The sequence below is a fragment of the Janthinobacterium sp. 75 genome (assembly GCF_004365495.1).
In the GTDB taxonomy this organism is placed as follows: domain Bacteria; phylum Pseudomonadota; class Gammaproteobacteria; order Burkholderiales; family Burkholderiaceae_D; genus Janthinobacterium.
On record NZ_SORD01000001.1, the window covers coordinates 998,459 to 1,023,874 of the forward strand.

25 protein-coding genes, 1 tRNA gene and 1 pseudogene are annotated in these 25,416 nt (G+C 63.7%); 9 read left to right on the forward strand and 18 right to left on the reverse strand.

Annotated features, from left to right (window positions below; genetic code table 11):
- Positions 1-29: 29 nt before the first annotated feature.
- Complete coding sequence (locus C8C89_RS04680; RefSeq protein WP_070223235.1) at positions 30-326, forward strand: DUF493 family protein; 297 nt, start codon at positions 30-32, stop codon at positions 324-326.
- Here C8C89_RS04680 and C8C89_RS04685 read toward each other — a convergent pair.
- On the reverse strand, positions 319-1,518 hold the full coding sequence (locus C8C89_RS04685; protein WP_101483291.1) for a multidrug effflux MFS transporter: 1,200 nt from the start codon (positions 1,516-1,518) through the stop codon (positions 319-321). The two genes, C8C89_RS04680 and C8C89_RS04685, sit on opposite strands and share 8 nt — an antisense overlap.
- Positions 1,519-1,648: 130 nt before the next feature.
- Here C8C89_RS04685 and C8C89_RS04690 point away from each other — a divergent pair, with 130 nt between their 5' ends.
- From C8C89_RS04690 to C8C89_RS27235, 4 genes and pseudogenes are all read left to right on the forward strand, one after another.
- Positions 1,649-3,121 (forward strand): PLP-dependent aminotransferase family protein, encoded by a 1,473-nt coding sequence (locus tag C8C89_RS04690; RefSeq protein WP_133989015.1) that lies wholly within the window; start codon positions 1,649-1,651, stop codon positions 3,119-3,121.
- A 75-nt stretch (positions 3,122-3,196) separates the two neighbouring features.
- Positions 3,197-3,901 carry a lipoyl(octanoyl) transferase LipB gene (lipB, locus tag C8C89_RS04695; RefSeq protein WP_101483289.1) on the forward strand — a complete coding sequence of 235 codons (705 nt, stop codon included), beginning with the start codon at positions 3,197-3,199 and terminating at the stop codon, positions 3,899-3,901.
- 37 nt (positions 3,902-3,938) lie between these two features.
- Positions 3,939-4,946 (forward strand): lipoyl synthase, encoded by a 1,008-nt coding sequence (lipA, locus tag C8C89_RS04700; protein WP_101483288.1) that lies wholly within the window; start codon positions 3,939-3,941, stop codon positions 4,944-4,946.
- A 274-nt stretch (positions 4,947-5,220) separates the two neighbouring features.
- Positions 5,221-5,307: pseudogene (locus C8C89_RS27235) on the forward strand (uracil-DNA glycosylase); the annotation flags it as partial.
- Between the two features lie 113 nt (positions 5,308-5,420).
- On the opposite strand, the gene C8C89_RS04710 reads toward C8C89_RS27235, so the two are convergent.
- Together C8C89_RS04710 and C8C89_RS04715 are read right to left on the reverse strand one after the other, a co-directional pair.
- Entirely contained in the window at positions 5,421-7,589 is a 2,169-nt protein-coding gene (locus C8C89_RS04710) for a TonB-dependent receptor (RefSeq protein ID WP_133989016.1), read from the reverse strand.
- Positions 7,590-7,680: 91 nt separating this feature from the next.
- Positions 7,681-8,025 (reverse strand): hypothetical protein, encoded by a 345-nt coding sequence (locus C8C89_RS04715; protein ID WP_133989017.1) that lies wholly within the window; start codon positions 8,023-8,025, stop codon positions 7,681-7,683.
- Between the two features lie 172 nt (positions 8,026-8,197).
- On the opposite strand from C8C89_RS04715, the gene C8C89_RS04720 reads away from it, so the two are divergent.
- Together C8C89_RS04720 and C8C89_RS04725 are read left to right on the forward strand one after the other, a co-directional pair.
- Positions 8,198-9,331, forward strand: a complete 1,134-nt coding sequence (locus tag C8C89_RS04720) for a PepSY-associated TM helix domain-containing protein (protein ID WP_347876577.1) — start codon at positions 8,198-8,200, stop codon at positions 9,329-9,331.
- 90 nt (positions 9,332-9,421) lie between these two features.
- Positions 9,422-9,844: a PaaI family thioesterase gene (locus tag C8C89_RS04725; protein WP_076564607.1), complete on the forward strand. Its 423-nt coding sequence runs from the start codon at positions 9,422-9,424 to the stop codon at positions 9,842-9,844.
- Between the two features lie 44 nt (positions 9,845-9,888).
- Here the strand turns inward: C8C89_RS04725 and C8C89_RS04730 are convergent, their stop codons facing one another.
- From C8C89_RS04730 to C8C89_RS04760, 7 genes are all read right to left on the reverse strand, one after another.
- Entirely contained in the window at positions 9,889-10,584 is a 696-nt protein-coding gene (locus C8C89_RS04730; RefSeq protein WP_101483284.1) for an anti-sigma factor, read from the reverse strand.
- Complete coding sequence (locus C8C89_RS04735) at positions 10,581-11,171, reverse strand: sigma-70 family RNA polymerase sigma factor (RefSeq protein WP_101483283.1); 591 nt, start codon at positions 11,169-11,171, stop codon at positions 10,581-10,583. Before C8C89_RS04735 ends, C8C89_RS04730 begins: the two co-directional genes overlap by 4 nt.
- Positions 11,172-11,269: 98 nt before the next feature.
- Complete coding sequence (locus C8C89_RS04740) at positions 11,270-11,791, reverse strand: TlpA disulfide reductase family protein (protein ID WP_133989019.1); 522 nt, start codon at positions 11,789-11,791, stop codon at positions 11,270-11,272.
- Positions 11,792-11,887: 96 nt separating this feature from the next.
- Positions 11,888-12,574 (reverse strand): BON domain-containing protein, encoded by a 687-nt coding sequence (locus tag C8C89_RS04745; RefSeq protein ID WP_133989020.1) that lies wholly within the window; start codon positions 12,572-12,574, stop codon positions 11,888-11,890.
- Positions 12,567-13,163 (reverse strand): phosphoheptose isomerase, encoded by a 597-nt coding sequence (locus tag C8C89_RS04750; RefSeq protein ID WP_034752465.1) that lies wholly within the window; start codon positions 13,161-13,163, stop codon positions 12,567-12,569. The genes C8C89_RS04745 and C8C89_RS04750 overlap by 8 nt, the downstream gene beginning before the upstream one ends.
- Before the next feature lie 57 nt (positions 13,164-13,220).
- On the reverse strand, positions 13,221-13,580 hold the full coding sequence (locus C8C89_RS04755) for a YraN family protein (protein WP_133989021.1): 360 nt from the start codon (positions 13,578-13,580) through the stop codon (positions 13,221-13,223).
- Between the two features lie 9 nt (positions 13,581-13,589).
- On the reverse strand, positions 13,590-14,795 hold the full coding sequence (locus C8C89_RS04760) for a penicillin-binding protein activator (RefSeq protein WP_133989022.1): 1,206 nt from the start codon (positions 14,793-14,795) through the stop codon (positions 13,590-13,592).
- Between the two features lie 165 nt (positions 14,796-14,960).
- Here C8C89_RS04760 and rsmI point away from each other — a divergent pair, with 165 nt between their 5' ends.
- Complete coding sequence (rsmI, locus tag C8C89_RS04765; RefSeq protein WP_101483278.1) at positions 14,961-15,869, forward strand: 16S rRNA (cytidine(1402)-2'-O)-methyltransferase; 909 nt, start codon at positions 14,961-14,963, stop codon at positions 15,867-15,869.
- Positions 15,870-15,906: 37 nt separating this feature from the next.
- Here rsmI and C8C89_RS04770 read toward each other — a convergent pair whose 3' ends face one another.
- A complete protein-coding gene (locus tag C8C89_RS04770; RefSeq protein WP_133989023.1) occupies positions 15,907-16,497 on the reverse strand; it encodes a hypothetical protein in 591 nt (196 codons plus the stop codon).
- Positions 16,498-16,702: 205 nt separating this feature from the next.
- On the opposite strand from C8C89_RS04770, the gene C8C89_RS04775 reads away from it, so the two are divergent.
- Positions 16,703-16,779, forward strand: a tRNA-Pro gene (locus C8C89_RS04775).
- Positions 16,780-16,955: 176 nt separating this feature from the next.
- Here C8C89_RS04775 and C8C89_RS04780 read toward each other — a convergent pair.
- The 7 genes from C8C89_RS04780 to bioA form a co-directional block, all read right to left on the reverse strand.
- On the reverse strand, positions 16,956-17,876 hold the full coding sequence (locus C8C89_RS04780) for a hydroxymethylglutaryl-CoA lyase (RefSeq protein ID WP_101483276.1): 921 nt from the start codon (positions 17,874-17,876) through the stop codon (positions 16,956-16,958).
- A 1-nt stretch (position 17,877) separates the two neighbouring features.
- Complete coding sequence (locus C8C89_RS04785) at positions 17,878-18,810, reverse strand: glyoxylate/hydroxypyruvate reductase A (protein ID WP_133989024.1); 933 nt, start codon at positions 18,808-18,810, stop codon at positions 17,878-17,880.
- Between the two features lie 11 nt (positions 18,811-18,821).
- Positions 18,822-20,849: an acetyl/propionyl/methylcrotonyl-CoA carboxylase subunit alpha gene (locus C8C89_RS04790; protein WP_133989025.1), complete on the reverse strand. Its 2,028-nt coding sequence runs from the start codon at positions 20,847-20,849 to the stop codon at positions 18,822-18,824.
- 162 nt (positions 20,850-21,011) lie between these two features.
- Complete coding sequence (bioB, locus tag C8C89_RS04795; protein WP_101483273.1) at positions 21,012-22,058, reverse strand: biotin synthase BioB; 1,047 nt, start codon at positions 22,056-22,058, stop codon at positions 21,012-21,014.
- Positions 22,059-22,089: 31 nt separating this feature from the next.
- Positions 22,090-22,881 carry a dethiobiotin synthase gene (gene bioD, locus C8C89_RS04800; RefSeq protein ID WP_101483272.1) on the reverse strand — a complete coding sequence of 264 codons (792 nt, stop codon included), beginning with the start codon at positions 22,879-22,881 and terminating at the stop codon, positions 22,090-22,092.
- Entirely contained in the window at positions 22,871-24,067 is a 1,197-nt protein-coding gene (bioF, locus tag C8C89_RS04805) for an 8-amino-7-oxononanoate synthase (RefSeq protein ID WP_101483271.1), read from the reverse strand. Before bioF ends, bioD begins: the two co-directional genes overlap by 11 nt.
- Before the next feature lies 1 nt (position 24,068).
- Entirely contained in the window at positions 24,069-25,397 is a 1,329-nt protein-coding gene (gene bioA, locus C8C89_RS04810; RefSeq protein WP_101483270.1) for an adenosylmethionine--8-amino-7-oxononanoate transaminase, read from the reverse strand.
- Positions 25,398-25,416: the final 19 nt, after the last annotated feature.

A 25,416-nucleotide genomic window follows, 5' to 3' on the forward strand; every position in this document is an offset into this window, starting at 1 on the left:
TGTTCTGACCGGCACTGATAGGATTTCCCATGCAAACCACCCCACCCACCGAAGTCACGATTCCTCCCAGCGAATCGCTGATCGAATACCCGAGCGATTTTCCCATCAAGATCATGGGTCCGACGCATGTCGACTTCGCGCCGACGATGCTGGAACTGGTCATCAGCCACGATCCGACCTTCCACGTGGGCCGCATGGAAGAGCGCCCATCAGGCAAGGGCAATTACACGGGCCTGACCGTCACCGTGCGCGCCATCAGCCGCGAGCAGCTCGATGCCCTGTACATGGCGCTGTCGGGCCACCCGATGGTCAAGATCGTCATGTAAGGCTTGCTGCCGCAACGCTGGCCCTGCTCTTCGTGAGCAGCCAGACGGCGGCAAAGGCACCACTGGCCGCTGCTGTCACCCACAGCAGGGGCTTTTCGCTGCCATCCGTGATGGCGGCGATGACGGCGCCGCAGGCGGCCGTGATGAGCATCTGGATGAAGAAGAACAGGCCCGAAGCGCTGCCCGCCTGGGCGCCATACGGCTGCAGTACGGCCAGCTGGCAGGCCGGAATGGCCATGCCCACCGACACCATCACCAGCAGCATGGGCGCTACCAGCGACGCCACGTGTTGCGGCGCCAGGCTGCCTGCCAGCAACAAGCTGGCCGCGCCCGCCACATTGATCAGCACCGCCACGCCCAGCAGGTAATCGGCGCCCAGGCGCGGCCCCAGGGCGCGGAACAGGCTCGACCCCGCGATATAGCCGCTGACCGTCAGCGCGAACACCAGCGCATACGCGTGCGGCGACAGATGCATGCCCCTTTGCAACAGCACGGACGATTCCGCGATGAAGGGGAAATACGTGCAATACACACAAGCGATGGCCAGCGCATAGCGTAGAAAATACGCGTCGCCCAGCAGGCGGCGGTACAAGGCCAGGGTATTGCCCTGTGGCACGGCGTCGGCGGGTTTCGTTTCCGGCACGTAGGCGGCGATCAGCCACAGCGACAGCGCGCCCAGCAGGCACAACGTGCCAAACACGGCGCGCCAGCCGAAGGCCGCGTCGAGCACGCTGCCGGCCAGCGGCGCCAGTATCGGCGACAGGCCCATCACCATCGATATTCTCCCCAGCATGCGCGCCTGCGTGGCGGTATCGAAGCGGTCGCGCACCATCACCCTGCCGATGATGGTGCCGCTGCAGCCGCCGAACGCCTGCAGCACGCGCGCGGCGATCAGCACGTGCACGTCGGAGGTCACCGTGCAGGCGATGCTGGCGAGCACATAAATGCCCGTGCCGGCCAGCAGCACGGGGCGGCGTCCGTAACGGTCGGCCAGTGGCCCGCAAGCCAGCATCGAGGCGGCCGAGCCGGCCATGAACAGGCTCAGGGTCAGTTGCAACTGGGCATCACTGGCATGCAGGGCATCGGCCATGGCCGGCAGCGAAGGCAAATAGATGTCGATGCTGATGCGCGAGAGGCAGACCAGCAGCAGCACGATGCCGCCCCAGGCCCATAAAGCGAGTTGTTTCTGCATTGGTTTTTACACGATCCTAGCAAGCGTGCGCCCCGCTGGCGCACCAGAACGGAGAGAGTAGAATTGTTGTGGTGTAATGCGAAGTGCCAGTCATCAGAAAATTCATTGGACCACTTGGACGATCATCATTATGCCGCGAGGAAAATCACCGCACGCCCTGGACTTGCCTCGTCCCACTAGCTGGCTAGCCAAGGCGGGCGTCAACAAGCAGGATGGCGCGTATGAAGCGCTGCGCTCGGCCATCCTGACGAAGATGCTGCCGGCGGGCAGCCGTTTGCCGTCCAGCCGCACCCTGGCCGAACGGTGGGAGTTATCACGCGGCACCATCGAAACCGTGTTCGACCGCCTGCACGCGGAAGCCTATGTGACGCGCGTGCCCGGCTCCGGCACGCGCGTGTGCGCCGTGGTGCCGGAACGCTTCCTGATGGCAGGCTTCGCCGATGCCACCCCGGCCGCACCGGCCGCCGTGCCCGCGCCCGCTCCGGACACGGGCGTGCGCGACGGCTTGCCTTTCGTGGCAAGGCGCGCCGACGCCAGCCTGTTTCCCATGGCAGCCTGGTCCAAGTGCGCCACACGGGCGCTGGCGGCCGCCACGCCGGAGCAGTTGTGCAGTGCCGATCCGGCCGGCCTGCCCCAGCTGCGCCAGCAGATCGCCGACTTCCTCGCCAAGTACCGCGGCATCCGCTGCGACCCGCAAGATATCGTTGTCACCACCGGCATCCGCCACGCGATCGACTTGCTGGCGCGCGGCATCGTGCGCGATGGCGACAAGGTTTGCCTGGAAGAGCCCGGTTATCCGGCCGCGCGCGCCCTGTTCGCCCTGGCGGGCGCCATGCCCATGGATATTCCCGTCGACGCCGAGGGCATCGATTGCGCCGCCCTGGCTGTGCACACCGACGCCTGCCTTGCGTATGTGACGCCGGCGCACCAGTCGCCGCTGGGCGTGACCATGTCCGTCACGCGCCGCCTGGCCTTGCTGGAATGGGCGAATGACAGCGGCGCCTGGGTGGTGGAAGACGATTACGACAGTGAATTCAATTACCACAGTGCACCGCTGGCAGCCCTGAAGGCACTGGATCAGTACCAGCGCGTGATCTACTGTGGCAGTTTTAATAAGACCCTGTTTGCGGGCTTGCGCGTGGGCTTCATGGTGCTGCCGCCCCCCTTGCGCCCGCAACTGCTGCGCATCGTGCAGTTGACGGGCCGTTCCGTGGGCGTGACGGAACAGCTGGCGCTGGCCGCCTGGATGGAGGAAGGCGCTTTCGTGCGCCATTTGCGCCAGGCGCGCCTTGCCTACAAGGAGCGGCGTGACCTGCTGCTGGCCTGCCTGGAGCAGGTCGCCCCAGGCCGTTACACGATTTCGGGCCAGCAGGCGGGCTTTCACTGCGTGCTGTGGCTGCCGCAGGATGCCGACGAACGGGCGTTTTGCGCGCGCGCCGCGCAGGAGGGGCTGGCGCTGCAGCCGCTCGGTGACTTTTGCCGTAGCGCCAGGCTGGCGCCCGCCGTGCTGCTCGGCTACACGGCGCTGAGTCTGGCCCAGGTGCGCCACGCTGCACAAAAATTGGGCAGCTTGCTGCTGTTGCCTGTGCCCGGGGCTGAATGAAACGGCGGCCTGGCTTATAATCACGGCTTCGCCGCAGCGTCCGCAGGGCGCCGGCAGCTGATTACAGAATCTGTCATGACCACCACCCGAACCGAAGCGGCGCTGATCCGCGAGCTGGGCCGCGTCGATTACGAGCCGACCTTTGCCGCCATGCGCGCCTTTACCGACGCGCGCACGACGGACACGCGCGACGAACTGTGGATCGTCGAGCATCCGCCCGTGTTCACCCTGGGCCTGGCGGCCGACCGCGGCCATCTGCTGGCCGGCGCGGACGCGATCCCCGTGGTGCAGACGGACCGCGGCGGCGAAGTGACGTTCCACGGCCCCGGCCAGGTGGTGATTTATCTGCTGATGGACTTGCGCCGCAACAAGCCGGGCGGCAAGCTGTATGCGCGCCAGTTCGTGCATAAAATCGAGCAAGCCATCATCAATGTGCTGGCGGCGTATAATCTTGCTGGCGAGCGCATCGATGGCGCGCCCGGCATCTATATCGCCGGCGGACCAAGCAAGGGTGCGAAGATCGCCGCGCTGGGATTGAAGGTGCGCGGCAACGGCTGCACCTACCATGGCGTATCGCTCAACGTGGCGATGGACCTGGCGCCGTTTTCCTGGATTAACCCTTGCGGTTATTCCGGCCTGAAGACGGTGGACATGCGCAGCATGGGCGTTTCGGCGCCGCTGGCCGAAGTGCAGCGGGCCCTGGCCCATGAATTGACCGTATTACTCGATGTAAGCGAAGTAAACAGCGCCGCAGGCGCGCCTCAGGCAGCAGATGCCTGAGCAAACAAACCAACACGCCCGTCAAGGGCTTGCAGCCATGACTTCTGAGACCATTTCCAGCACCGCCCCCGCCGCTCCAGCGTACAACCCGAGTGAAAAGCAAAAAGGCGCCAGCAAGACTTCGCGCATTCCGATCAAGATCGTCCCTATCGAGCAGATCGAGCGCCTGAAAAAGCCGGACTGGATCCGCGTCAAGGCCGCTTCGGCATCGACCCGTTTCTATGAAATCAAGGACATCCTGCGCGAAAACAAGCTCGTGACGGTGTGCGAGGAAGCCAGCTGCCCGAATATCGGCGAGTGTTTTGGCAAGGGCACCGCCACCTTCATGATCATGGGCGACAAGTGCACGCGCCGCTGCCCGTTCTGCGACGTCGGCCATGGCCGCCCGGACCCGCTGGACAAGGAAGAGCCGGCCAACCTGTCGAAGACCATCGCCAAGCTGCGGTTGAACTACGTCGTCATCACTTCCGTCGACCGCGATGACTTGCGCGATGGCGGCGCCGGCCATTTCGTCGAGTGCATCCAGCAAACGCGCGCCCTGTCGCCGAACACCCGCATCGAAGTGCTGGTGCCCGACTTCCGCGGCCGCCTGGAAAAAGCGTTGGACCTGTTCAAGGATGGCTTGCCTGACGTGATGAACCACAACCTGGAAACGGCGCCGCGCCTGTACAAGGAAGCGCGTCCCGGCTCCGACTACATGCATTCCTTGAAACTGCTGAAGGATTTCAAGGCCATGTACCCGGACGTGAAAACCAAATCCGGCATCATGGTGGGCCTGGGCGAGACGGACGAGGAAATCCTGCAAGTCATGCGCGACATGCGCGAGCACGACATCGACATGCTGACCATCGGCCAGTACCTGGCGCCATCGAACAGCCACTTGCCCGTGCGCCGCTACGTGCACCCGGACGTGTTCAAGATGTTCGAAGAGGAAGCCTATAAAATGGGCTTCACCCACGCTGCCGTGGGCGCCATGGTGCGCAGCTCGTACCACGCGGATGAACAGGCGCACAGCGCCGGCGTGGAATCGGCGCTGAATTTCTAAGCCCTTTACGCCAAATCAAGGCCGCCTGCTAACGCTGGCGGCTTTTTTTTGCCTGCCCGCAGCGTATGCACGCCATGCTGCCGAGCGTCCCGTGCTGGCATGCTGAAAAAGCATGGTTAATAAATTGGCCATGAGGTGACGCATGGACACACGCATCGACGCATCGTGGAAGGCGCGGCTGGAGGGGGAGTTCGCCCGGCCCTGCCGGGAACGCCTGGCCGCCTTCCTCAAGGCGGAATAGGTGGCGGGACCGTGTTTTTCGCCGGGCTAGGCCATCTTTCGGGCTTTCGACCTGACGCCGTTCAAGCAAGTCAAAGTCGTCATCCTGGGGCAAGACCCCTATCACACGCCAGGCGTGGCCATGCAGCGCCTGGTGCTGGTGGCGCCCCACCCTTCGCCTGGGACGGTAGCTGTGTATGACGGCAACCGACAGCGGCAGGCGTTGCACCCTGCCGCTGTCTTCGCGCGTAACTCTTAGAAGCTGGTCGACAGGCCGGCGTAGATGCTGCGGCGGGCACCATACTGCGGCGCCCCCACGCCCACGCCGGAACCGTCGCGCAGCAGGTACGATTTATCGAACAGGTTGATCAGGGCCAGCCGCCCTTCCACTTTGCCGACCGGCGTGTTTTTCCACGTGTGCGTGAGCGCCGTGTTGACGGTAAAGTAAGCGGGCAGATGGCCGGAATTCGGCGTGCCGCCTTCCGGGGTCATGCGCAGGCCGCTGCCATACAGGAAGTCAGCGCTCACTTGTGAATCGCCAAAGTGATAATGGCCGCCACCGGACAGCGTGTATTTCTGGTCATGATCGAGGTAGACATAGTGCTTGCTGATGGTGTTCAACTCATCGGCGCCAAACAGGGCCTGGCCCGAATTGATGTTGCGTCCCTGCGCCTTTTGCGTGCTGGCATTGAGGAACAAGCCCCAGTTTTTCTCGCTGTAGATGGCGGATAACTCCAGGCCCTTGGCGTAGCCATCCGCATAGTTGAACGGCGTCAGTATCAATGCCTGGCCGAACTGGCCTTCGTCCAGCAGGTTGTTGATCTTTTTATAGTACACATCGGCCGTCACGGTCAGTTTCGGACTCACCTGGTGGCTGATACCCACGTCGTAGTAGTGCGTGCGCTCGGCCTTGACGTTGTCCGACTGGCCGATCTCCGGCGCATTCGTCGTATTCGCATACAGGTCGATGCTGCCTTGCGCGGCCAGTTCCTGCGGCGGCGGCGTGAAGTAGCGCGAATAGCCCGCATGCAGGGCCGTGCCCGGCGCGATCTGGTAGGCCAGGTTGACGCGCGGACTCCATTGCTGCTCGCTCGTGTAGGCCGAAACCTTGTCGTAGCGGGCGCCATAGTTCAGGGTCAGGGGCTTGCTGATATGCCATTCATCCTGCAGGTAAAAGCTGGCCAGGGTGCCCGTCTTGCCGCTGTTGTCGGCAATGCTGATCGGCATGGTGGACGTTTGCGTCCCGTCAATGGCGGGGAAGACGGCCACCGTGTTGTCGCTCGTCGTCTTCTGGCGCGTATAGGCCAGGCCCGCGCGCACGGTGTGGTCCTGGTGCAATTTGTAGCTGATATCGAACTGGGCACCGGAAGCGCTGTTCGCACGGCGCGAGTCCGAGGCCACGCCGTTGTAGATCAGGTCGCCGATGGCATCTGGCGTGAAGTGCAGTTCCGAATACTGGTGGAAGGCCGACACCTGATAATTGACGTCGCCCAGGCTCTTTTGCAGCGACAGCACGAGGAAGCGGTTCACTTCGCGCTGGTTCTCATTCAACTGCGATGAAGGGATACTGGATGTGCCCGCCTGCGCATCGCTGTGGCCATTCAGGGAAAAGCCCGGCGCCTGGTTGGGGTTGTTGGGAATCTGGAAGCGGCCGTTGTACGTGCCGAACATGGCGCCCAGGCGGGTGTTGTCATCGAAGAAATACGACAGACTGCCAAACGATTTGTTCTGGCGCGTCTTGTCGTGCAGTGCGCTGCGCGTGTCTTGCGGGTTTTCCACACCCAGGGAATTGCCCAGGTAGCTGCCGGACAGGTAGTAATTGAACTTGCCCACGCTGCCGAAAAATTCGGCACTCGGCTCCACATGGTCGTGGCTGCCGACCATGATGCCGATGCGCCCGCCCGGTGTCAGTCCGCCCTCCTTCGTTTCAATATCGACGATGCCCGCCGTGCGCAGGCCGAACTGGGCAGGCAAGGCGCCCGTCATGAAATCCGTCTTGTCGATCAAACGCGTGTCGATGGACTGGCCGAAGCCGCTGATGCTTTCGGGCAATTGCACGCCATTGATGCGGTATTGCACGTTGGCATGGTCGTCGCGTACGTGCAGGGCGCCGGAGCCCTTCGAATCCTGCGATACGCCCGGCAGGCGCAGCAGTACTTCATTGAATGGCGTATTGTCGCCCTGGCCCAGCATGTCGACCATGTGGCTGTCGATGCTGTAGATGGTGGTGCCGACTTTCGGCGACAGCTCGATGCGCGCGCTTCGCAAGTGGGCGGAGGTGACTTCGACCTTTTGCATTTCTGGCTGAGGGGCATCAACCGGGCTGGCATCTGCGGCAGGGACGGCATCTGCGGCATGAGCGGATAGGCTGAACAGACTGGCAAGGGCGAGCGACAGCGCGCTCAGGCGTGGTGTGTGTTGCATGGTAAACCTCAAAAATAGTCAACGCCAGGCGGCCCGGCGCGCATGAAAGCGCGACAAGGGGCAGCCTGAAAAAGGAAAAACAGCGTGGGAACTACAGTGAGGCGGCAGGCGGGCCGCGCACGGGCGGCAGGATGAGGGCGGCGGCGGGCGCCAGGATGGCGGGCGCGATGGCCAGCAGGCGGTAGGGCAGTAACTGGGCGGGCGGCTCGGCGATGGCCGGCGGCACGGCGATATCGGCCACCTTGTCAATGACCGTGGCGCATAGCGCGCACTCTTCCGCGTCGAGAGTCGTCTTGTGCAGGTGCGAAGCGGCCGTCGACAGCAGGAACACGAGAGCAAGCGCACTGAACAGGGCCACGCACAGCTGCCACGGCGTGCGCGCGAGGGCGGCGGCACCGTGATGGGCAAGCTTGCGGGTGGGCTGGCGGGAAGACATGGGCGCATAGTAGCAAGAAAATCGCCCCCCGTCAGCGCTTGTTGCGTCATTTGCGCTGGGTGGGCACGACAGAATGCCATCTGATAATGATTTTCACTCCATGCCTTTCATGCTATCGTTCCGCAGCCCAAAATTTCCCAGAGTTTCCATGTCGCAACGCCCGATAAAGTGGTTGTTAGCCAAGCTGCACCTGTATGTGGGCCTGTGGTTCGGCGCCCTGTTCGTCCTGCTGGGCTTGACGGGGTCTGCCATCGCCTGGATGCCGGAGCTCGATGCGTATCTGAATCCGGATTTGCTGCAGGCGAGCGCGCCCGCGCCTGGCCAGGTGTTCGAGGTCACGCCGCGCACGCTGCAAGCGGTGGTGGACGGACTCGCGGCCGACCCCGCCTACGGTACGCCGAGCCAGCTCAATCCGCCCGCCGATGGGCGCGACGTGTATGTGGCCTCGTACCGCCAGGCCGGCAAGCCGTCCCCCTTCAGCCAGGCCATCGTGCGCCAGGTGATGGTCGACCCCTACACCTTGCAAGTCAAAGGCGAGCGCGACTGGGGCCGCTTTGGCCTCACGCGCCCGCTGCTGATGTCGGGCATGTTTCATTTACACCGCTATCTGCTGACGGGCGACGCGGGCAAGACGGTCACGGGGATTTCCGGCGTGGCCCTGCTGCTGATGGCCTTGAGCGGCATCTATCTGTGGTGGCCAAAATTGCAGTGGACGGCCATGCGGCGCGCCTTGACGGTGTCGCATGGCGGCTCCTGGCCCCGCTTCAACTATACGTTTCACAAGGCGGCCGGCTTCTTTGCCGCGCCCGTGCTGGCCGTGATCGCCTTTTCCGGCATTTATTTCAATTTGCCGCAGCTGGTCGTGCCCCTGGTGGGCCTGGTATCGACGGTGCCGGACACGGCCAAACTGAAAAATGTGGCCCAGGATGGCGCCCTGCTCGATGCGGGCCAGGCCATGGCCGCCGCGCAGCTGCTCTATCCGCAGGCGCGCGTGTCGCGCATCGTGCTGCCGGCCAAGAAGGACCAGCCTTACGAGATCCGCGTGCGCCAGCCAGGTGAAATCGCCCACGGCGACGGTGCCACGCGCCTGACTCTGGATGCGCGCAGCGGCTTGCCCCTGCGCATACGCGATCCCTTGCGGGCGCCGGCCGGAGACGTTTTCCTGGGCTGGCAATTCCCCCTGCATTCGGGCCAGGCGTTTGGCGTGGCCGGGCGCAGTTTCATGACGGTGTTCGGCCTGATGCCCTTGCTGTTCCTGCTGACGGGGACTTTGGTGTGGTGGAAACGGCGGCGTAGCCGGAAATAAGTGGCCGTCAAACCGATACGGGGAAAGTTGCTATCATCATAGTATTTTCCGGCAGATCCGCTGCCCGGATTCACCCGCACAAGGACCAGCATGAGCAATCCCGACATCACCGTAGCAATGTTGAACGAACGCGGCACAGGCCGCCTGCCCGGCCACCTGGGCATCGTCATCACGGCAGTGGGCGACGGCCAACTGACGGCGGAACTGCCCGTGCTGCCCCATTTGCTGGCGCCGAACGGCTATCTGCACGCGGGCAGCGTGGTGACCCTGGCCGATACGGCGTCCGGCTACGGCTGCATCGTCAACCTACCTGAGGGCGCCAGCAACTTCACCACCATCGAGTTGAAATCGAACCACCTGGGTACGGCCCGCGAAGGCACGCTCACCTGCACGGCGAAAGTCGAGCACAAGGGCCGCAACACGCAAGTGTGGGATGCCGTGGTGAAAAGCAAGGAAACGGGCAAGACCATCGCCCTGTTTCGCTGCACGCAAATGATTCTGTATCCAAAGTAAGGTAAGCAAGCCAAATCAACTGCAGTAGGCTTGGTCAGGCGTTACTAAATTTTCACCCAGTTACCCTTATACAAAACCGGTCCCGTCGGTCCGTTCGGATTTGGCGAGCCGCCTTTCGGTTCCAGGGTGACGGCCAGCAAGGCCACGTCGTTGCCGATGGCGCGCTGCGACAGGGCCAGTTTCACGTTGCCCTTGTCGGCCAGCAAGCCCAGTGAACGGGGGTTGCCGCTCTTCGGCACGGCCCACAGTTCCAGGTCGCGGTCAGCAGGCACGGGCGCGTTGCCCACCATGCGCACCTCGAGTGCGCCATGGCGGCTGTCGGCTGTCAGCAGCAGGGCCGTTTGCGCTTTCTCGTCCGTCAGGCTGGCCACATAGCTGATTTGCGGCGCGTCCAGCAGGCGCGTGGCCACGACGATGACCAGCAGTGCGGCGATGGCGCTCGAGGCCATGCCCAGCGAACGCCAGAACGACAGCGAATCGCGGAACAAGGACCAGCCGCCCTGCGGCGCCAGGTGCAAGCGCTGCTCGATCTGTTGCCACACGCGCTTGGGCGGCGCCACGGGCGTGGCAAATTCCGCCATCGGTTCCAAACGCTGCCGCCATTCGGCCGTGATATTGCGCAAATCGGCGTCGTTGTGCAGCCAGCCTTCGAAACGCCGCCGCGCGCCCCCTTTCAGGGTGCCCAGCACGTATTCGGACGCCAGTTTCTGGCGCAGCACGTCATTGCTGCGGATATTCATGATGTCTCCCGTTTTGCCAGGCACGTGCGCAGCCGTTCCAGGCTGCGCCGTATCCAGGTCTTCACGGTGCCGATTGGCAGCGACATCTGCTGCGCCACTTCGCTGTGCGACAGGTCATGATAGAACGCCAGGGCGACCACCTGCCGGTGCACCCCTTCCAGGGCCGACATGCAAAACGCCAGCGCCTTCGCATCACCGCTCAGTTGCAGTGATTCGATGGGCGTGGCCTGGGGGTCTCGGAGTGCATTCATGACTTCGCTATCAAACTGTTCGGCATCGATTTCCACGGTATCGTCGCTGCGCCGCAGCACATCGAACGCCTTGTTGCGCACGATGGTGGCCATCCAGGTCATCGGCGCCGCCAGATGGCTCTGGTAAGCGGCCGCGTTGTTCCAGATGGCGACGAAACCCTCTTGCAAGGCTTCTTCAGCGAGCTCTTGCTTATGCAATATACGCAGCGCGAAGCCAAACAGTTTCGATGAGGTGGAGTTATATAGCTGGCGGAACGCCGTGGCGTCCTTGTTCCCGGCGGCAAGCAGCCAGGTTTTGAGTTGTTGCGGGTCAAGCGATTGAGCGGCTAGGGACACGGCTGGCCTTCACAAGGTGAATGGGATCACGCAAGAGAAGGTTATAACAGGTTGATAACAGTTGGCAACAAGGTTTTATACCGTGTTTGTGCGCGGTCTTAGCCGGCGATGGCGGTTTCCAGCAGCTTGTGCAGTTCGGCGAATTCCGGCTTGCCCACATAGCGCTTGAGGATCTTGCCCTGCTTGTCGAGCACGAAGGTGGTGGGCGTGAGGGCCACGTCGCCATAGGCCTTGGCCGCCTCGCCCGTCACGTCGAGCGCCACCTTGAATGGCAGCTGGCGCGTTTCGGCGAAGTTCAGCACGTAGTTGGCCGGATCGTACTTCATGGCCACGGCCACGAATTCCAGGCCTTGCCCCTTGTATTTGTTGTAGGTGTCGACCATGTCCGGCATCTCCGCCACGCAAGTGGTGCACGAGGTGGCCCAGAAATTGACCATCACCACCTTGCCGCGCAGGCTGGCCGAGGTGATCTTTTCGCCATGGATGCCGTGGAAGGTCACGTCCGGTGCGCTCTGCTTGTCATTCAGCGACAGATAGCCGGCTGTCGCCACGCCTGCCACGAAGACGGCGATCAGGGCTGGCTTGATCCAGGATTTGCTGGCGGAGGGCGAAGTTGACATGGCGAAGTTGAAATAAGTTCACTTGAAAAAGCGCGGCTATGCGGCAATTATAGCCGTATCGCTGCATCAAAGCCGTAGGTCAAACGACGTACAGGCTTACTGCTGGGGCCTGTCGCCGACGCTGCCCGTCGTGCGCTGCTGTGGCGGGTCCGGCTGCAATTGCTTCAGCTCCGCTTCCGAAATGTAGTCGAACAGCTTGACCACTTTCTGCACGCCGCCCACGCCGCGCGCCACGTCGGCCGCGACAGTGCCTTCGCGCTGGGTAACGCGGCCCATCAGGAAGACGGTGCCGTTCTCGGTGACGACCTTGAACGAGGCTGCCGAGATGGTTTTCATGTCGACCAGGCTGGCCTTGACCTTGGTGGTGATCAGCGCGTCGTTCGAGCGCGAGGTGTAGCTGGCCGGGCCGGCGATGATCAGTTCATTGGCCACCGATTCCACGCCCTCGATATTGCGCACTTCGCGTTCGACGGCATTTTTCATCGCGTCATCGCGCACTTCGCCCGTCAGCAGGACGCGGCGGTTGAAGCTGGTGACATTCACATGGCCGGCATCGCCGACGATGGAAGGGATGCGCGACTCGCCTTTGACGGCGATCGACTTGTCTTCGGTTTGGGCGCCCAGGGTGCGGCGGTCTGCCGCGGCAACGCCGCCCATCACGGCGCCGCCGACCATCAGTTCGATGCAGCCGGTGAGCGAGGTGAGCATGGCGCCGCACAGGAGTGCGGTGGCCAGCGGGCGTTGTACGCGTTTCCAGCCTGGGCCAGTACCGAATTTAGTCATTCACGTCTCCTCCGAATAGCGCGACGTCGATGCCGTCGCAGATGCAATGTATGGTGGTCAGATGGACTTCCTGGATGCGCGCCGTGCGCTCGGCCGGTACGCAGATATGCACGTCGGCATCCGTCAGCATCTTGCCGATGGCGCCGCCGTCCTTGCCCGTCAGCGCCACGACGCGCATTTCGCGCTCGAGCGCTGCTTCCACGGCGGCCATTACGTTGGCCGAATTGCCCGACGTGGAGATGGCCAGCAGGATGTCGCCGGCCTGGCCGAAGGCCTGCACCTGCTTCGAGAAAATCTCGCGGTAGCTGTAGTCGTTGGCCACGGCCGTCAGGATCGACGTATCCGTCGTCAGCGCCAGGGCGGGCAGCGGAAAGCGCTCGCGCTCGAAACGCCCGACCAGCTCGGCCGCGAAATGCTGGCAGTCGGCGGCGGAACCGCCGTTGCCGCAGGCCAGGATTTTGTTGCCGTTTGACAATGCATAAAACATCAGGTCGATCGCCTGCGCAATGGGTTGCGCCAGTACGGTGGCGGCCTGGATCTTGAGTTCGGCACTTTCGTGGAAGTGCGAGAGGATGCGTTGATTATTCATAGTCTGCCGATTATAGTGCAGGCGCGCGGCATGGCGGACAAGCACTGTTAAAAATGCTTACATATCGAGGATGTTTTTCAGCCAGTTGATGCGCCCGCCATCGATGGCCAGCGCGTCGAAGCGGCAAGGCGGCAGTGTCTTTTGTCCTTGTAGCCAGGTTTGTGCCGCGTACACCATGCGCCGCTGCTTGGCTGGCGTGATGCTGGCCAGGGCGCCGCCGAAGGCTGCACTGCTGCGTAGCCGCACTTCCACGAAGACGACTGATGGGCCATCGCGCATGATCAGGTCCAGCTCGCCACCCTTGCACAGATAGTTGCGTTCCAGCAGCACCAAGCCTTGCAGCAGCAGATACGCGAGCGCATCGTCTTCCCCTTGCCGTCCCCGTGCCTGTTTGTTCTGGAACGGCAGGGGTGGCATGGTGCATCCTTATTGGGCTGGCGGCACGGCGACAGGCGCGGCCGGCGGCCAGGTGCCCAGCACGCCCTGCTGATAGCTGGCGGCCTGTTCCGTGCGTTCGAACACGCTTTGATCGTTCTCAAAGCGCACGGCCAGGCGGCCCGTCACGCCATCGAGGGTAAATGGCGTGTTCGGCCGCAGCGCCACTTCGCGCGCCACGCGGAAGGCATCGATGCCCAGCGCGTACAGGCGTTCCATGTCGGCCGTCAGGCGGCGTTCGGCAGGCTGCTCGGGCTGTGGATACACCATTACTTGGGGATGGTCGCGCTGCACTTGCCAAGGCAAGTCCAGCAGGCGCGCACCGTCGAGTTCAGGGCCGCTGGCGCCGCGTCCGACGCCGGGATTCAAGGACGAGGTGCCATACAGGGGTAGATCGCTGCCGATGGCCACGCGCAGCTGGCGTGCCTGGTCGGCGTCGAGTGCGGCAAACAGCAGGCCTGGGGGCGTCGCTGCCAGGCGCGCGCGCAGCTGCACCAGTTCCGCATCGCTCAGGTAGCCATTCGTGGCCGTCAAGTCCATCGCCTCGATCTTGCCGCCCTGGCGCAGCCATTCCTGCTTGAAGGCGGCGCTGATGCGGCGCTGCGAGGGCGAACCGGCGGACAGGATCAGCGCGCTGGCGCCCGGCTGTTCGCTGGCGGCCCAGGCGGCGACCTGGCGCGCTTCCGCTTCGATCGACAGGCCCATCACCAGCAGCTTGGCAGGCAGGCGCGCCTCGCCGCGGTTGTCGGGGTGGTTCAGGGCGATCGTCGGCTTGCGCACCAGGTCGCTATTCGCCACGGCCGTGACGGCCGAGCGCGACAGGGGGCCCACGACGATGTCCTGTTCCTCTTGTGCTTGCGCAAACTTGTTCAGGACGTCGCTGCTGCCATCGCCCGTGTCGATCACCGTCACTTCAAAGCCGCTGCGGTCGCGTTCATACGCGGCCATGAAGCCGGCGCGCAGCAATTCGGCAGCTGGGCCCAGGGAAGCCGAGCGCAGCGGCAGCAGCAGGCCGATGTGGTGGACCTGGCCGTCGGCGGGCGCCGGCGCCGTGGCGGCCGGCATGTCCTGCGGCGTGCCGGTCGCCGGCTTGGTGGTAATGGGCGCCAGCGGCGCGCCATTGCCGTCGTACGCGGTAATATCGGGCACGGCCACGGCAAACGTCACCGGTTCGGGCGCGGGCGGCTTGGGTGGCACGGGTGGTGGCAGCGGCTTCGGTGGCGGCAGCGCCCTTGTGTTAGATTCAATAGGCGCGCACAATTGCCCGGGCGCGTCGCAAGGCGTGCTGCAAGCGCTCAGCATGCCGGTCGCGGCACAAACAAGCAGTAACTTCACACTATTAGCAAGCATTTAACCTCCAAAATGACCGTACAAGAAATCAGTTCCATCGCCAGCCTGCCCATCATGACAGAGGCGGCGCACCAGGTCTATCCTATCGCAACATTGTATATAGTGGCCACGCCGATCGGCAATGTGACCGATATCAGCCTGCGCGCGCTGCACTTGCTGAGCCTTGCAGACGCCGTCGCCTGTGAAGATACGCGCAACACGGCGCACCTGCTGACGCGCTTTGGCCTGAACAAGCCATTAATTGCTGCGCATCAACATAATGAGCGCGAAGTGGCGCAAACCCTGATTGCACGCCTGCAGGCCGGCGAGCGCATCGCCCTCGTTTCCGACGCGGGTACACCCGCCGTTTCCGACCCCGGCGCGCGCATTGTCGACGCCGTGCGCGCGGCCGGCTTGCGCGTGCTGCCCCTGCCCGGCCCGTCGGCGGCGATCACCGCCATTTCCGCCAGCGGTCTGTTGAATGACCAGTTTTACTTCGTCGGCTTCCTGCCAGCCAAGGCCAAGCAGCGCGAGAACATGCTGCACAGCCTGCGCGGCGTGACGGCGACGATGGTCTTCTATGAAGCGCCGCACCGCATCCTCGATTGCGCCACGGCCCTGGTGGAAGCGTTCGAGCCCACGCGCCAGGTGGTGTTTGCGCGCGAGCTGACGAAAATGTTCGAGGAAATCCACCGCTGTCCCCTGTCCGAGGCGGAAAGCTGGATCCGCGCCGACGCCCACCGCGAAAAGGGAGAATTTGTCGTCCTGCTGGAAGGCGCCACGGAAGCGCAGGACGCGGAAGACGTGGAAGCGGAGCGCATCCTGAACATTCTTCTGGCCGAATGCAGCGTCAAGCAGGCGGCGAATTTGACGGCGCAGATCACGGGGCGCAAGAAAAACGCCCTGTATGAGCGGGCGCTGCAGTTGAAGGGGCAGGAATAGGCTGCTCTCTGCATGCCCGGTGATGATTGTTAAGTAACTACCACTTGCAGCCGCTATCCTTCTTGTCGAGCAACATCAGCACGGGCGCCAGCAAGCCAGCACCTGAATAGGCGGTGCGGCAATCGCCGCGCTTGCCTTGTGCGATGTCGCGCGCCAGCTGGGTTTCCGTTTGCAGCGGCTTGTCGGGGATTTGCCCCACGGCCGTGCCCACCTTGGAGGGATCGCGCTCGCCGGCCATCTTGCGCGCCGTGCGTTTAGCCGCGTCCATGTCGAATTTCGGTGTTTCTTGCGTTAAGGTATCGGCACTGGCTGCCGGCGTGGCCGGTGATGCCGGGACGACCATGATGGCTTGCGGGCTGGCCGCCGGCGCCGTGGCCGCCGCTGGCGTTTCCCGGGTCGTGGCAAGTTTCGGCTTGCTGATGGGTTTTGCTTCCCGCTTCGGCTTGACGACTTCGACGGGCGGTGGAGGCCTGGCGGCAAGCGGGCGTATCCAGACGGCAATCGATTCCACGCGCGGGGCCGTGTCCGGCCGGATGGGTGGCTGCACATGGCGCCACAGATAGATCAAGGCGCCATGCAGCAGCAAGGACACGGCTATGCCCAGCACGATGCCGCGGCCCTTAGGCATGGTCCGGCCGCCGTCGCTGCTTTCTATTCTGAACTCCATTGCCGTCGTCGCCTTCATGTCTGATCGGGAAAACTTGCAAACTTAGTGTCGCATACTTCAATCGTTTTGAAAAATACAGGGCTTCCTGTGTTGCGCGTAAATAATTTACACAGAGTTTCACCTGACCCTTGACCGAAGTCGATACGGCCTGTATTATCTTGGTCTTCGGAGTGTGGCGCAGCCCGGTAGCGCACCTGGTTTGGGACCAGGGGGTCCAAGGTTCGAATCCTTGTACTCCGACCAAATTTGTAGAAAAAAACCCAAGAGTTTAGGCTCTTGGGTTTTTTTTCGTCTGTACGGTTCACGCCGGTCGGGTAGGTCGGATTAGCGCGCAAGCGCGTAATCCGACACCACCAGGGTCATGGCAAACACTGTTGTCGGATTACGCTTGGCGTCGCCACGCTAATCCGACCTACGCCTCAGCCTGCCCGTTTCGCCGCAATGGCGTTGCCCGCGCGGCTGGAACCCTTGCGCCCCAGCTGCTGCGAGATGAACTGCCCCGCGTCCACCACCAGGTCCAGGTCGATGCCGGTGGCGATACCCAGTCCCTGCATCATGTACAGCACGTCTTCGGTCGCCACGTTGCCGGTGGCGCCCTTGGCGTAGGGGCAGCCGCCCAGGCCGGAGACGGACGAATGATAAATCGCAATGCCCGTTTCCAGGCTGGCGTAAATATTCGCCAGCGCCTGGCCATAGGTGTCGTGGAAGTGGCCGGACAGGCCGCCCACGTGGAAAGCCGCAATGGCGCGTTCCATCACCGCCTGCGTTTTGCGCGGCGTGGCCACGCCGATGGTGTCGGCGATATCGATCTCGTCGCAGCCGAGGTCGCGCATGCGTCCCACCACGTCGGCCACGGCGTCGAGCGGCACGTCGCCCTGGTAGGGGCAGCCGAAGGCGCAGCTGATGCTGCCGCGCAGGCGCAAGCCGTGTTCCTTGGCCGCCTTCGCCACGCCTTCGAAGCGGGCGATCGATTCGGCGATCGAGCAGTTGATGTTCTTTTGCGAGAACGCCTCGGAGGCCGAGCCGAAGATCACCACTTCATCGGCCTTTGCCGCCAGCGCTGCATCGAAACCCTGCATGTTCGGCGTCAGCGCCGAATAAATCGTGCTTGGGCGGCGCGCGATTTTTTCCATCACTTCGGCGCTGGTGGCCATCTGCGGCACCCATTTCGGCGAGACGAACGACGCCGCCTCGATATTGGCGAAGCCCGCCAGGGTCAGGCGGTCGACCAGCTCGATCTTGACGGCGGCACTGATGGTTTCCTTTTCGTTTTGCAGGCCGTCGCGCGGGCCCACTTCGACGATCTTGACCTGTTTCGGCAAATTCGGTTGATTGCTCATCTCAATATCCTTGCAAACGGTTGACGATGCCGGCGACAGAGTCTCCGGCGTGCAGGCGGCGCATCTTGGCGGCGATTTGCGCCACACTTTCGCGGCGCAGGGTGGCGGCCGAAATATGCGGCGTGATGGTGATGCGCGGTTCCAGCCAGAACGGGTGCTGCTGCGGCAGCGGCTCGTTGCGGAACACGTCCAGGGTCGCCCCGGCGATATGCCCGGAGCGGATCAGGGTCAATAAGTCCGGTTCGGCGAGATGCGCGCCGCGCGCCACGTTGATGACGTAGGCGCCAGGCAGCAGCATCGACAGGTGCGCACGGTCGAGCAGGTTGTGCGTCTCCGGCGTGAGTGGCAGCATGCACACCAGCACGCGCGTGCCGCGCAAAAATGCATCAAGGCCTTCCTCGCCCGCAAAGCACTGCACGCCATCGATGTGCTTGCGGTTACGGCTCCATCCCCGCAGCGGGAATTCGAACTGCGCCAGCGCTTGCAGCACGCGGGTGCCCAGCACGCCCATGCCCAGTATGCCGACCGGGAAATCCGCCTTGTCAAACGGGGGCAGCGGCTGCCAGATGCCCGCGCGGCCCTGGGCTTCGTAATCGTCGAAGCGGCGGAAGTGGCGCAGCACGGCGTGGCTCACATATTCGGCCATTTGCACGCCCATGCCCGCGTCGTCCAGGCGCACCAGCGGCACGTGGGCGGGCAGCGCCTCGCCAAATTTCAGGAGCGCGTCGACGCCCGCGCCCGTGTTGAAGATGGCTTTGACTTCGCGCAAGGCCGGCAGCATGGCCGCTGGCGGCTGCCACACCACGGCGTAGTCGCATGGCGCGAACGTGTCGCCTTCGCGCCAGAAATGGATTTCGGCCTCGGGCAGCAAGTCCTTGAAATCGGCGACCCACGCCGCTTCCTTGCCGTCCGCGCGCTGTAAAAGGATGCGCATCGTGGCCGCCTCTATGCGGCGGCCTTGAAAGCCAGCAGCGGCGCGCCATCGGCTACCTGGTCGCCGACCGCGTACAGCACGTCTTCCACCAGGCCGTCGTGCGGCGCAGCGATCGTGTGCTCCATCTTCATCGCTTCCATGATGACCAAAGGCTCGCCTTTCTTGACGTCCTGCCCTTTGTTCACCAGCACGGCGACAACTTTGCCCGGCATCGGCGCCGTCAGGCGTCCGCCTTCCGCTTCCACTTCGCCCGCATGCGCCATCGGGTCGCTGTAGTGCAGTGTGGTGTGCAAGCCGCTGCTGAACACGTGGAACTGCTCCCCGTCGCGCAGCACGGTACCGTGCACGGCACGCTCGCCCAGCTTGATGTGCAGCTCGTTGCCTTTGTGCGCCGTCAGGGTGAGGGGCTGGCCGTTGAACAGCCAGCCATCCGTCTTGTAGGCGATGCGCGTGGCATAGGCCTTGCTGTCGCCAGCCAGCGCGAATTCATCGGCGAACGCCAGGCTGCGTCCGAGGGTGCTGTTCAAACGCCAGCCCAGGGCATTGCCCCACGGGTCGGCGCGATTGGCCGATTGCGTTTCGGCAGCCGCCTTCTCTTCCAGCAGCAGGGCGACGGACGCCAGTGCCAGGGCCGTGTCGGGCGCCGGCTGCAGGGCGGGGAACAGGGCGTCTTGATTGCGCTCGATCAAACCCGTATCGAGGTCGGCGCTGGCAAATGCCTGGCCTTCGACCAGGCGCTTCAAAAAGGCGATATTGCTGGCCAGGCCCACGATCTGGTATTCGGCCAGCGCTTGCGCCATGCGCGCCAGCGCCTCGCGGCGGTCCGCGCCCCAGACGATCAGCTTGGCGATCATCGGGTCGTAGAACGGCGAAATTGCATCTCCCTCGCGCACGCCCGAATCGATGCGCACGGCGGCCGGAACCAGCGTTCCACCCAGCTCGAACGTCACGGCTTGCGGCGACTGCATGTGGCGCAGCGTGCCGATCGATGGCAGGAAGCCCTTTTCGGGATTTTCCGCATAGATGCGCGCCTCGATGGCGTGGCCGTGGATCGTCAATTCGCTTTGTTTTTTCGGCAGCGGCTCGCCAAAGGCGACGCGCAACTGCCATTCCACCAGATCCGTGCCGGTGATCATTTCCGTCACCGGGTGCTCCACTTGCAAGCGCGTGTTCATCTCCATGAAGTAAAACGAACCATCCTGGTTGGCGATGAATTCCACCGTGCCCGCGCCGACGTAACCGACGGCCTTGGCGGCGGCGACGGCCGCCTCGCCCATGGCGGCGCGACGTTCAACCGGCATGCCGGGCGCAGGCGCTTCTTCCAGCACCTTTTGATGACGGCGCTGTACCGAGCAATCGCGCTCGAACAGGTAGATGCAGTTGCCCAGGGTATCGGCGAACACCTGGATTTCGATATGCCGCGGGCGCGACAGGTATTTCTCTGCCAGCACCTTGTCGTCGCCGAAAGAGCTGATCGCTTCGCGCTTGCACGAGGCCAGCGCCGCCTTGAAGTCGGCGGAGTGTTCGATGACGCGCATGCCCTTGCCGCCGCCGCCAGCAGACGCCTTCAGCAGCACGGGATAGCCGATCTTGTCGGCCTGCCCGTGCAGGAAGTCCGCATCCTGTTCGTCGCCGTGGTAGCCGGGCACCAGCGGCACGTTGGCTTTTTCCATCAGCGACTTGGCGGCCGACTTGGAGCCCATGGCGCGCATGGCGGACGCCGGCGGGCCGATGAAGACCAGGCCCGCTGCATGGCAGGCGTCGGCGAAATCCGCGTTTTCGGACAAAAAGCCGTAGCCGGGGTGGATCGCCTGCGCACCTGTCGCCAGCGCTACAGCGATGATCTTGTCGCCGCACAGATAGCTTTCCTTGGCCGGCGCGGGGCCGATCAAGACGGCTTCGTCGCACACGGCGACGTGCTTGGCGTTGGCGTCCGCCTCGGAATACACGGCGACAGTCTGGATGCCCATGCGGCGTGCGGTAGCGGCGACTCGGCAAGCGATTTCGCCGCGGTTGGCGATCAGGATTTTAGTGAACATGGTCTCTCTCTATTCTCTCAAAAAGGGGCAGCTGTCTCTTGTCATGGACGTTGTGTGCTGGCGTGTCGGCTTACGCGCTTTGCGCTAAGCCGACCTACGCATTGGTGAGGCGGCATTCGTAGGTCGGGTTAGCCGGCACGGCGTAACCCGACAAGGCTTTCATCAGCAGCCGCACTTCTCTTTCTGTACCGAGTCCAGCATGGCGCCGCGCGTTTGCAGGCCCAGTTTGTTCAACAGGGTGCGGTCGTCTTCCGCTTCCGGGTTGTCGGTGGTGAGCAGCTTGTCGCCGTAGAAGATGGAATTGGCGCCAGCCAGGAAGCACATGGCTTGCACGGCTTCGCCCATCTGGCGCCGGCCCGCCGACAAACGCACGCGCGCCTTCGGCATGGTGATGCGGGCGACAGCGATCGTGCGCACGAACTCGAACGGGTCCAGCGCTTCCAGGCCATACAAAGGCGTGCCTTCCACCTGCACCAGGTGGTTGACGGGCACCGATTCCGGGTAGGGATTCAAATTGGCCAGCTGGGCGATCAGGCCCGCGCGCTGCAAGCGCGTCTCGCCCATGCCGACGATGCCGCCGCAGCATACTTTCAAGCCGGCTTCGCGCACGCGGCCCAGGGTGTCCAGGCGGTCTTGGTATTCGCGCGTGGAGATGACGTTGTCGTAAAACTCGGGCGCCGTATCGAGGTTATGGTTGTAGAAGTCGAGGCCGGCGTTTTTCAGGCGGTCCGCCTGTCCCTCTTCCAGCATGCCCAAAGTAGCGCAGGTTTCCAGGCCCAGTGCCTTGACCTTGGTGACCATCTCTTCGACTTTTTCCATGTCGCGCTCTTTCGGGCTGCGCCAGGCGGCGCCCATGCAGAAGCGCGTGGCGCCGTTGGCTTTGGCCTGGCGGGCCGCGTCGAGCACCGTATCGATGTCGAGGATTTTCTTCGCTTCCACGCCCGTGTCGTAGCGGGCCGCCTGCGGGCAATAGCCGCAGTCTTCTTCGCAGCCACCCGTCTTGATCGACAACAAGGTCGCCAGCTCCACGTCGCCATCGGGGAAGTTGATGCGGTGCGTTTGCTGGGCCTTGAACATCAGCTCATTGAATGGCAGGTCGAACAGGGCCAGCACATCGGCGACGGGCCAGGTGGCCGCTTCCGGCACGGTGATGCGCGCCGCAGGGCGGTGCAGTTCGACGGTTTTTGCTGCTTCTTGGACGTGAGACATGTGATTCCTTCATTTCTATTTTTTAGCTACATTAAGTGTTTGGATGCTGCGCCGGCCAGTTGGGCAAGCCGGTGAAATCGAGATAGGCCGCCGCCGCTTCCGCGCCGGGTTGCGCCAGGCGCGGCACCCTGCCCAGCAGCGGCGCCGGGATGCGCTCGATCAGCGCTTCAATATTTTCTTCGAGGAAGCGCATTTCCACTTCCAGGGTGTTGGCGACCCAGCCGATTACCGTCAGGCCGCGCGCTTCGATGGCTTCCACCGTCAGCAAGGCCTGGCTGATGCAGCCCAGACGCATGCCCACCACCAGGATCACCGGCAGGTCGAGCTGCTGCGCCAGGTCGGCTGAATCGAAACCGGGCGACAGCGGCACGCGGAATCCGCCCACGCCTTCGACCACCACGGCGTCCGAGGCGGCGGCGATTTCCAGGTAGGCGGCCAGGATGGGCACCGATTCGATGCTCACGCCTTCGAGGGCGGCGGCGATGTGCGGTGCCGCCGCCTCTTTCAGCATGTAGGGCGTGGTCAGGCTGCGCAGCATGGTGACGTTGCCGGCGGCGATCAGGCTGTCGGCGTCTTCATTATGCAGTTCGCCGTCGCGCATCTCGGCGCCGGCGGCCACGGGTTTCATGCCGCAGGCGCGCACACCGCGCGCGACCAGCGCGTGCAGCAGGGCCGACGAGGTCAAGGTCTTGCCGATTTCCGTATCGGTGCCGGTGACGAAACAGGCAAAGCGCGATGGCAGGCCGGCAGTGGCCGGTGCCGGCTGCACGGCCGGTGCCAGGTCCGCCAGCACTTCGGCCACGATGGGGTCATCAAGGCTCATGGCGTGTCCTTTCCAGGGTGTTGACTGCGTTGATCAATTGCGCCACTTCCTGCGCCGTGTGGCCGGCCGACAGGGTTACGCGCAGGCGCGCCGTGCCGACAGGGACGGTGGGTGGGCGGATGGCGCCGACCCACAGGCCTTGCTGGTACAGTTGGGCGGCGATAGCCATCATTTCTGCGTTCTCGCCGATGATGACGGGCTGGATGGCGCTCGATGACGGCAAGGCTTGCCAGCGCTGCAGCCGCAGGCCGTCGTTCCATTGCGCCACCAGCGCCGCCAGGTGGGTGCGGCGCTGCCGGCCTTCGTCGCCGGCGATGATGTCCAGGCTGGCCAGCAGCGCATGCGCGAGCGCGGGCGCCGCCGCCGTGGTGAAGATGTACGGACGCGCCTTCTGGATCAGCGTGTCGATCACTGCCTCATGCGCGCAAACAAAGGCGCCGCCCACGCCAGCCGATTTGCCCAAGGTGCCTACATACACGAGGTATGGCGAATGCAGGTCGAAGTGTTCCAGTGCGCCACGGCCATTCTCGCCCAGCGCGCCGAAGCCGTGTGCATCGTCGACCACCAGCCAGGCGCCATATTGCTCGCACAGGGCCAGCAGCGCGGGCAGCGGCGCCAGGTCGCCATCCATGCTGAAGACGCTGTCGGTGACGACGATCCTGGTTGTTGCCGTGCTGGCCGCCAGCAGGGCCGCCAAGGCATCGAGGTCGGCGTGCGGATACACGCGCGTTTTCACACGCGCCAGGCGCGTGCCGTCGATCAGCGAGGCATGGTTCAGTGCTTCCGAGAAGATCTCGGTCTCCGCGTCGCCCACCGCCAGGGCTGTGAGCACGGCCAGGTTGGCCATGTAGCCGGTGCAAAAATACAGCGCGCGCGCCTGTTCCAGGTTGGCGCCGACAAAAGCGGCCAGGCGCTCTTCCAGCTGTGCGTGGGCGCGGCTGTGGCCGCTGATCAGGTGCGAAGCGCCGCTGCCGGCGCCATACAGGTCGGCGCCCTCTTTGAGCGCTTCCACGATGCGCGGATGCGAGGCCAGGCCCAGGTAGTCATTGCTGCAAAAGGCCAGTATGTCACGCCCGTCCACCGTCAGGCGCGGCGCGCATGGCGTGTCGACGGTGCGGCGGCGGCGGATCAGGCTACGCTCTTCCAGTCCTTGCAGTTGCTGTTGTAATCGCGCGATCAGTTCCATCTCAGGCCCCGATCACATGATTGAAAACGGCCAGGGTTTGCTGGCCCAGGCCCGCGATCTCGTCGTCGTCGAGGATGTAGGGCGGCATCAGGTAGACGGTGGAGCCGATGGGGCGCATCAGCAGTTCGTGTTCCAGCGCCGTGCTGAAGAAGCGGCGCGAAAAATCGGGCGCCGCATCGACGGCGTCAAAGGCCCAGATCATGCCCTGCTGGCGGAAATTGTGCGCTTTTTCATGCTGCGCCAGCGGCGCCAGGGCGCGCGTGATTTTTTCGGCGCGCACCCGGTTGGCCACCAGCACATCGTCTTCCTCGAAAATCGACAGGGTCGCCAGCGCCGCGCGGCAGGCCAGCGGGTTGCCAGTGTACGAGTGCGAATGCAAAAAGCCGCGACGCACATCGGTGCTGTAGAAGGCTTGATAGATATCTTCGCGCGTCATCACCAGCGATAGCGGCAGGTAGCCGCCGCTGATGCCTTTCGACAGGCAGACGAAGTCGGGCCAGATGCCGGCCTGTTCGCAGGCAAAGAAGGTGCCCGTGCGGCCGCAGCCGACGGCAATTTCATCGAGGATCAGATGCACCTGGTAGCGGTCGCACAGGGCGCGCACCAGCGACAGGTACAGCGGGTCGTGCATGGCCATGCCGGTGGCGCACTGCACCAGCGGTTCGATGATGATGGCGGCGATCTTGTCGGCTTTTTCCTGGAACAGTCGTTCCACGTCGGCGGCGGCGCGGTGCGCCACATCCTCGGCGGACTCTCCCTCTGCCGCCTGGCGGAAGTCAGGCGACATCACCGTCTGCGAGGCGCGCAATAAAGGGCCGTAGGCATCCTTGAACAGGGCGACGTCGGTGACGGCCAGCGCGCCGATGGTTTCGCCGTGGTAGCTGCCTTTCAGGCAGACGAATTCCTGTTTGTCACTTTTGCCGCTGTTGCGCCACGCGTGAAAGCTCATTTTCAGGGCGATTTCCACGGCCGAGGCGCCGTCGGACGCGTAAAAACTGTGACCGAGCACGCCGTTGGTCAATGCCGACAGCTTTTCCGACAGTTCGACCACCGGTTCATGCGTAAAACCGGCCAGCATCGCGTGCTCCAGGCGGTCCAGCTGATCCTTCAGTTCCGCATTGATGCGCGGATTCGCATGGCCGAACAGGTTCACCCACCAGGAGCTGATGGCGTCCAGGTAGCGTCGGCCTTCGTGGTCATACAGCCAGGCGCCGCGGCCGTGGCTGACGGGGATGAGCGGAACCGTCTCGTGATGCTGCATTTGCGTGCAAGGGTGCCACACGCTGCGCAGACTGCGTTCGACCCAGCCCGATTGTTTTTCTGCTTTCAAAACTGCTCCAATGATTTTC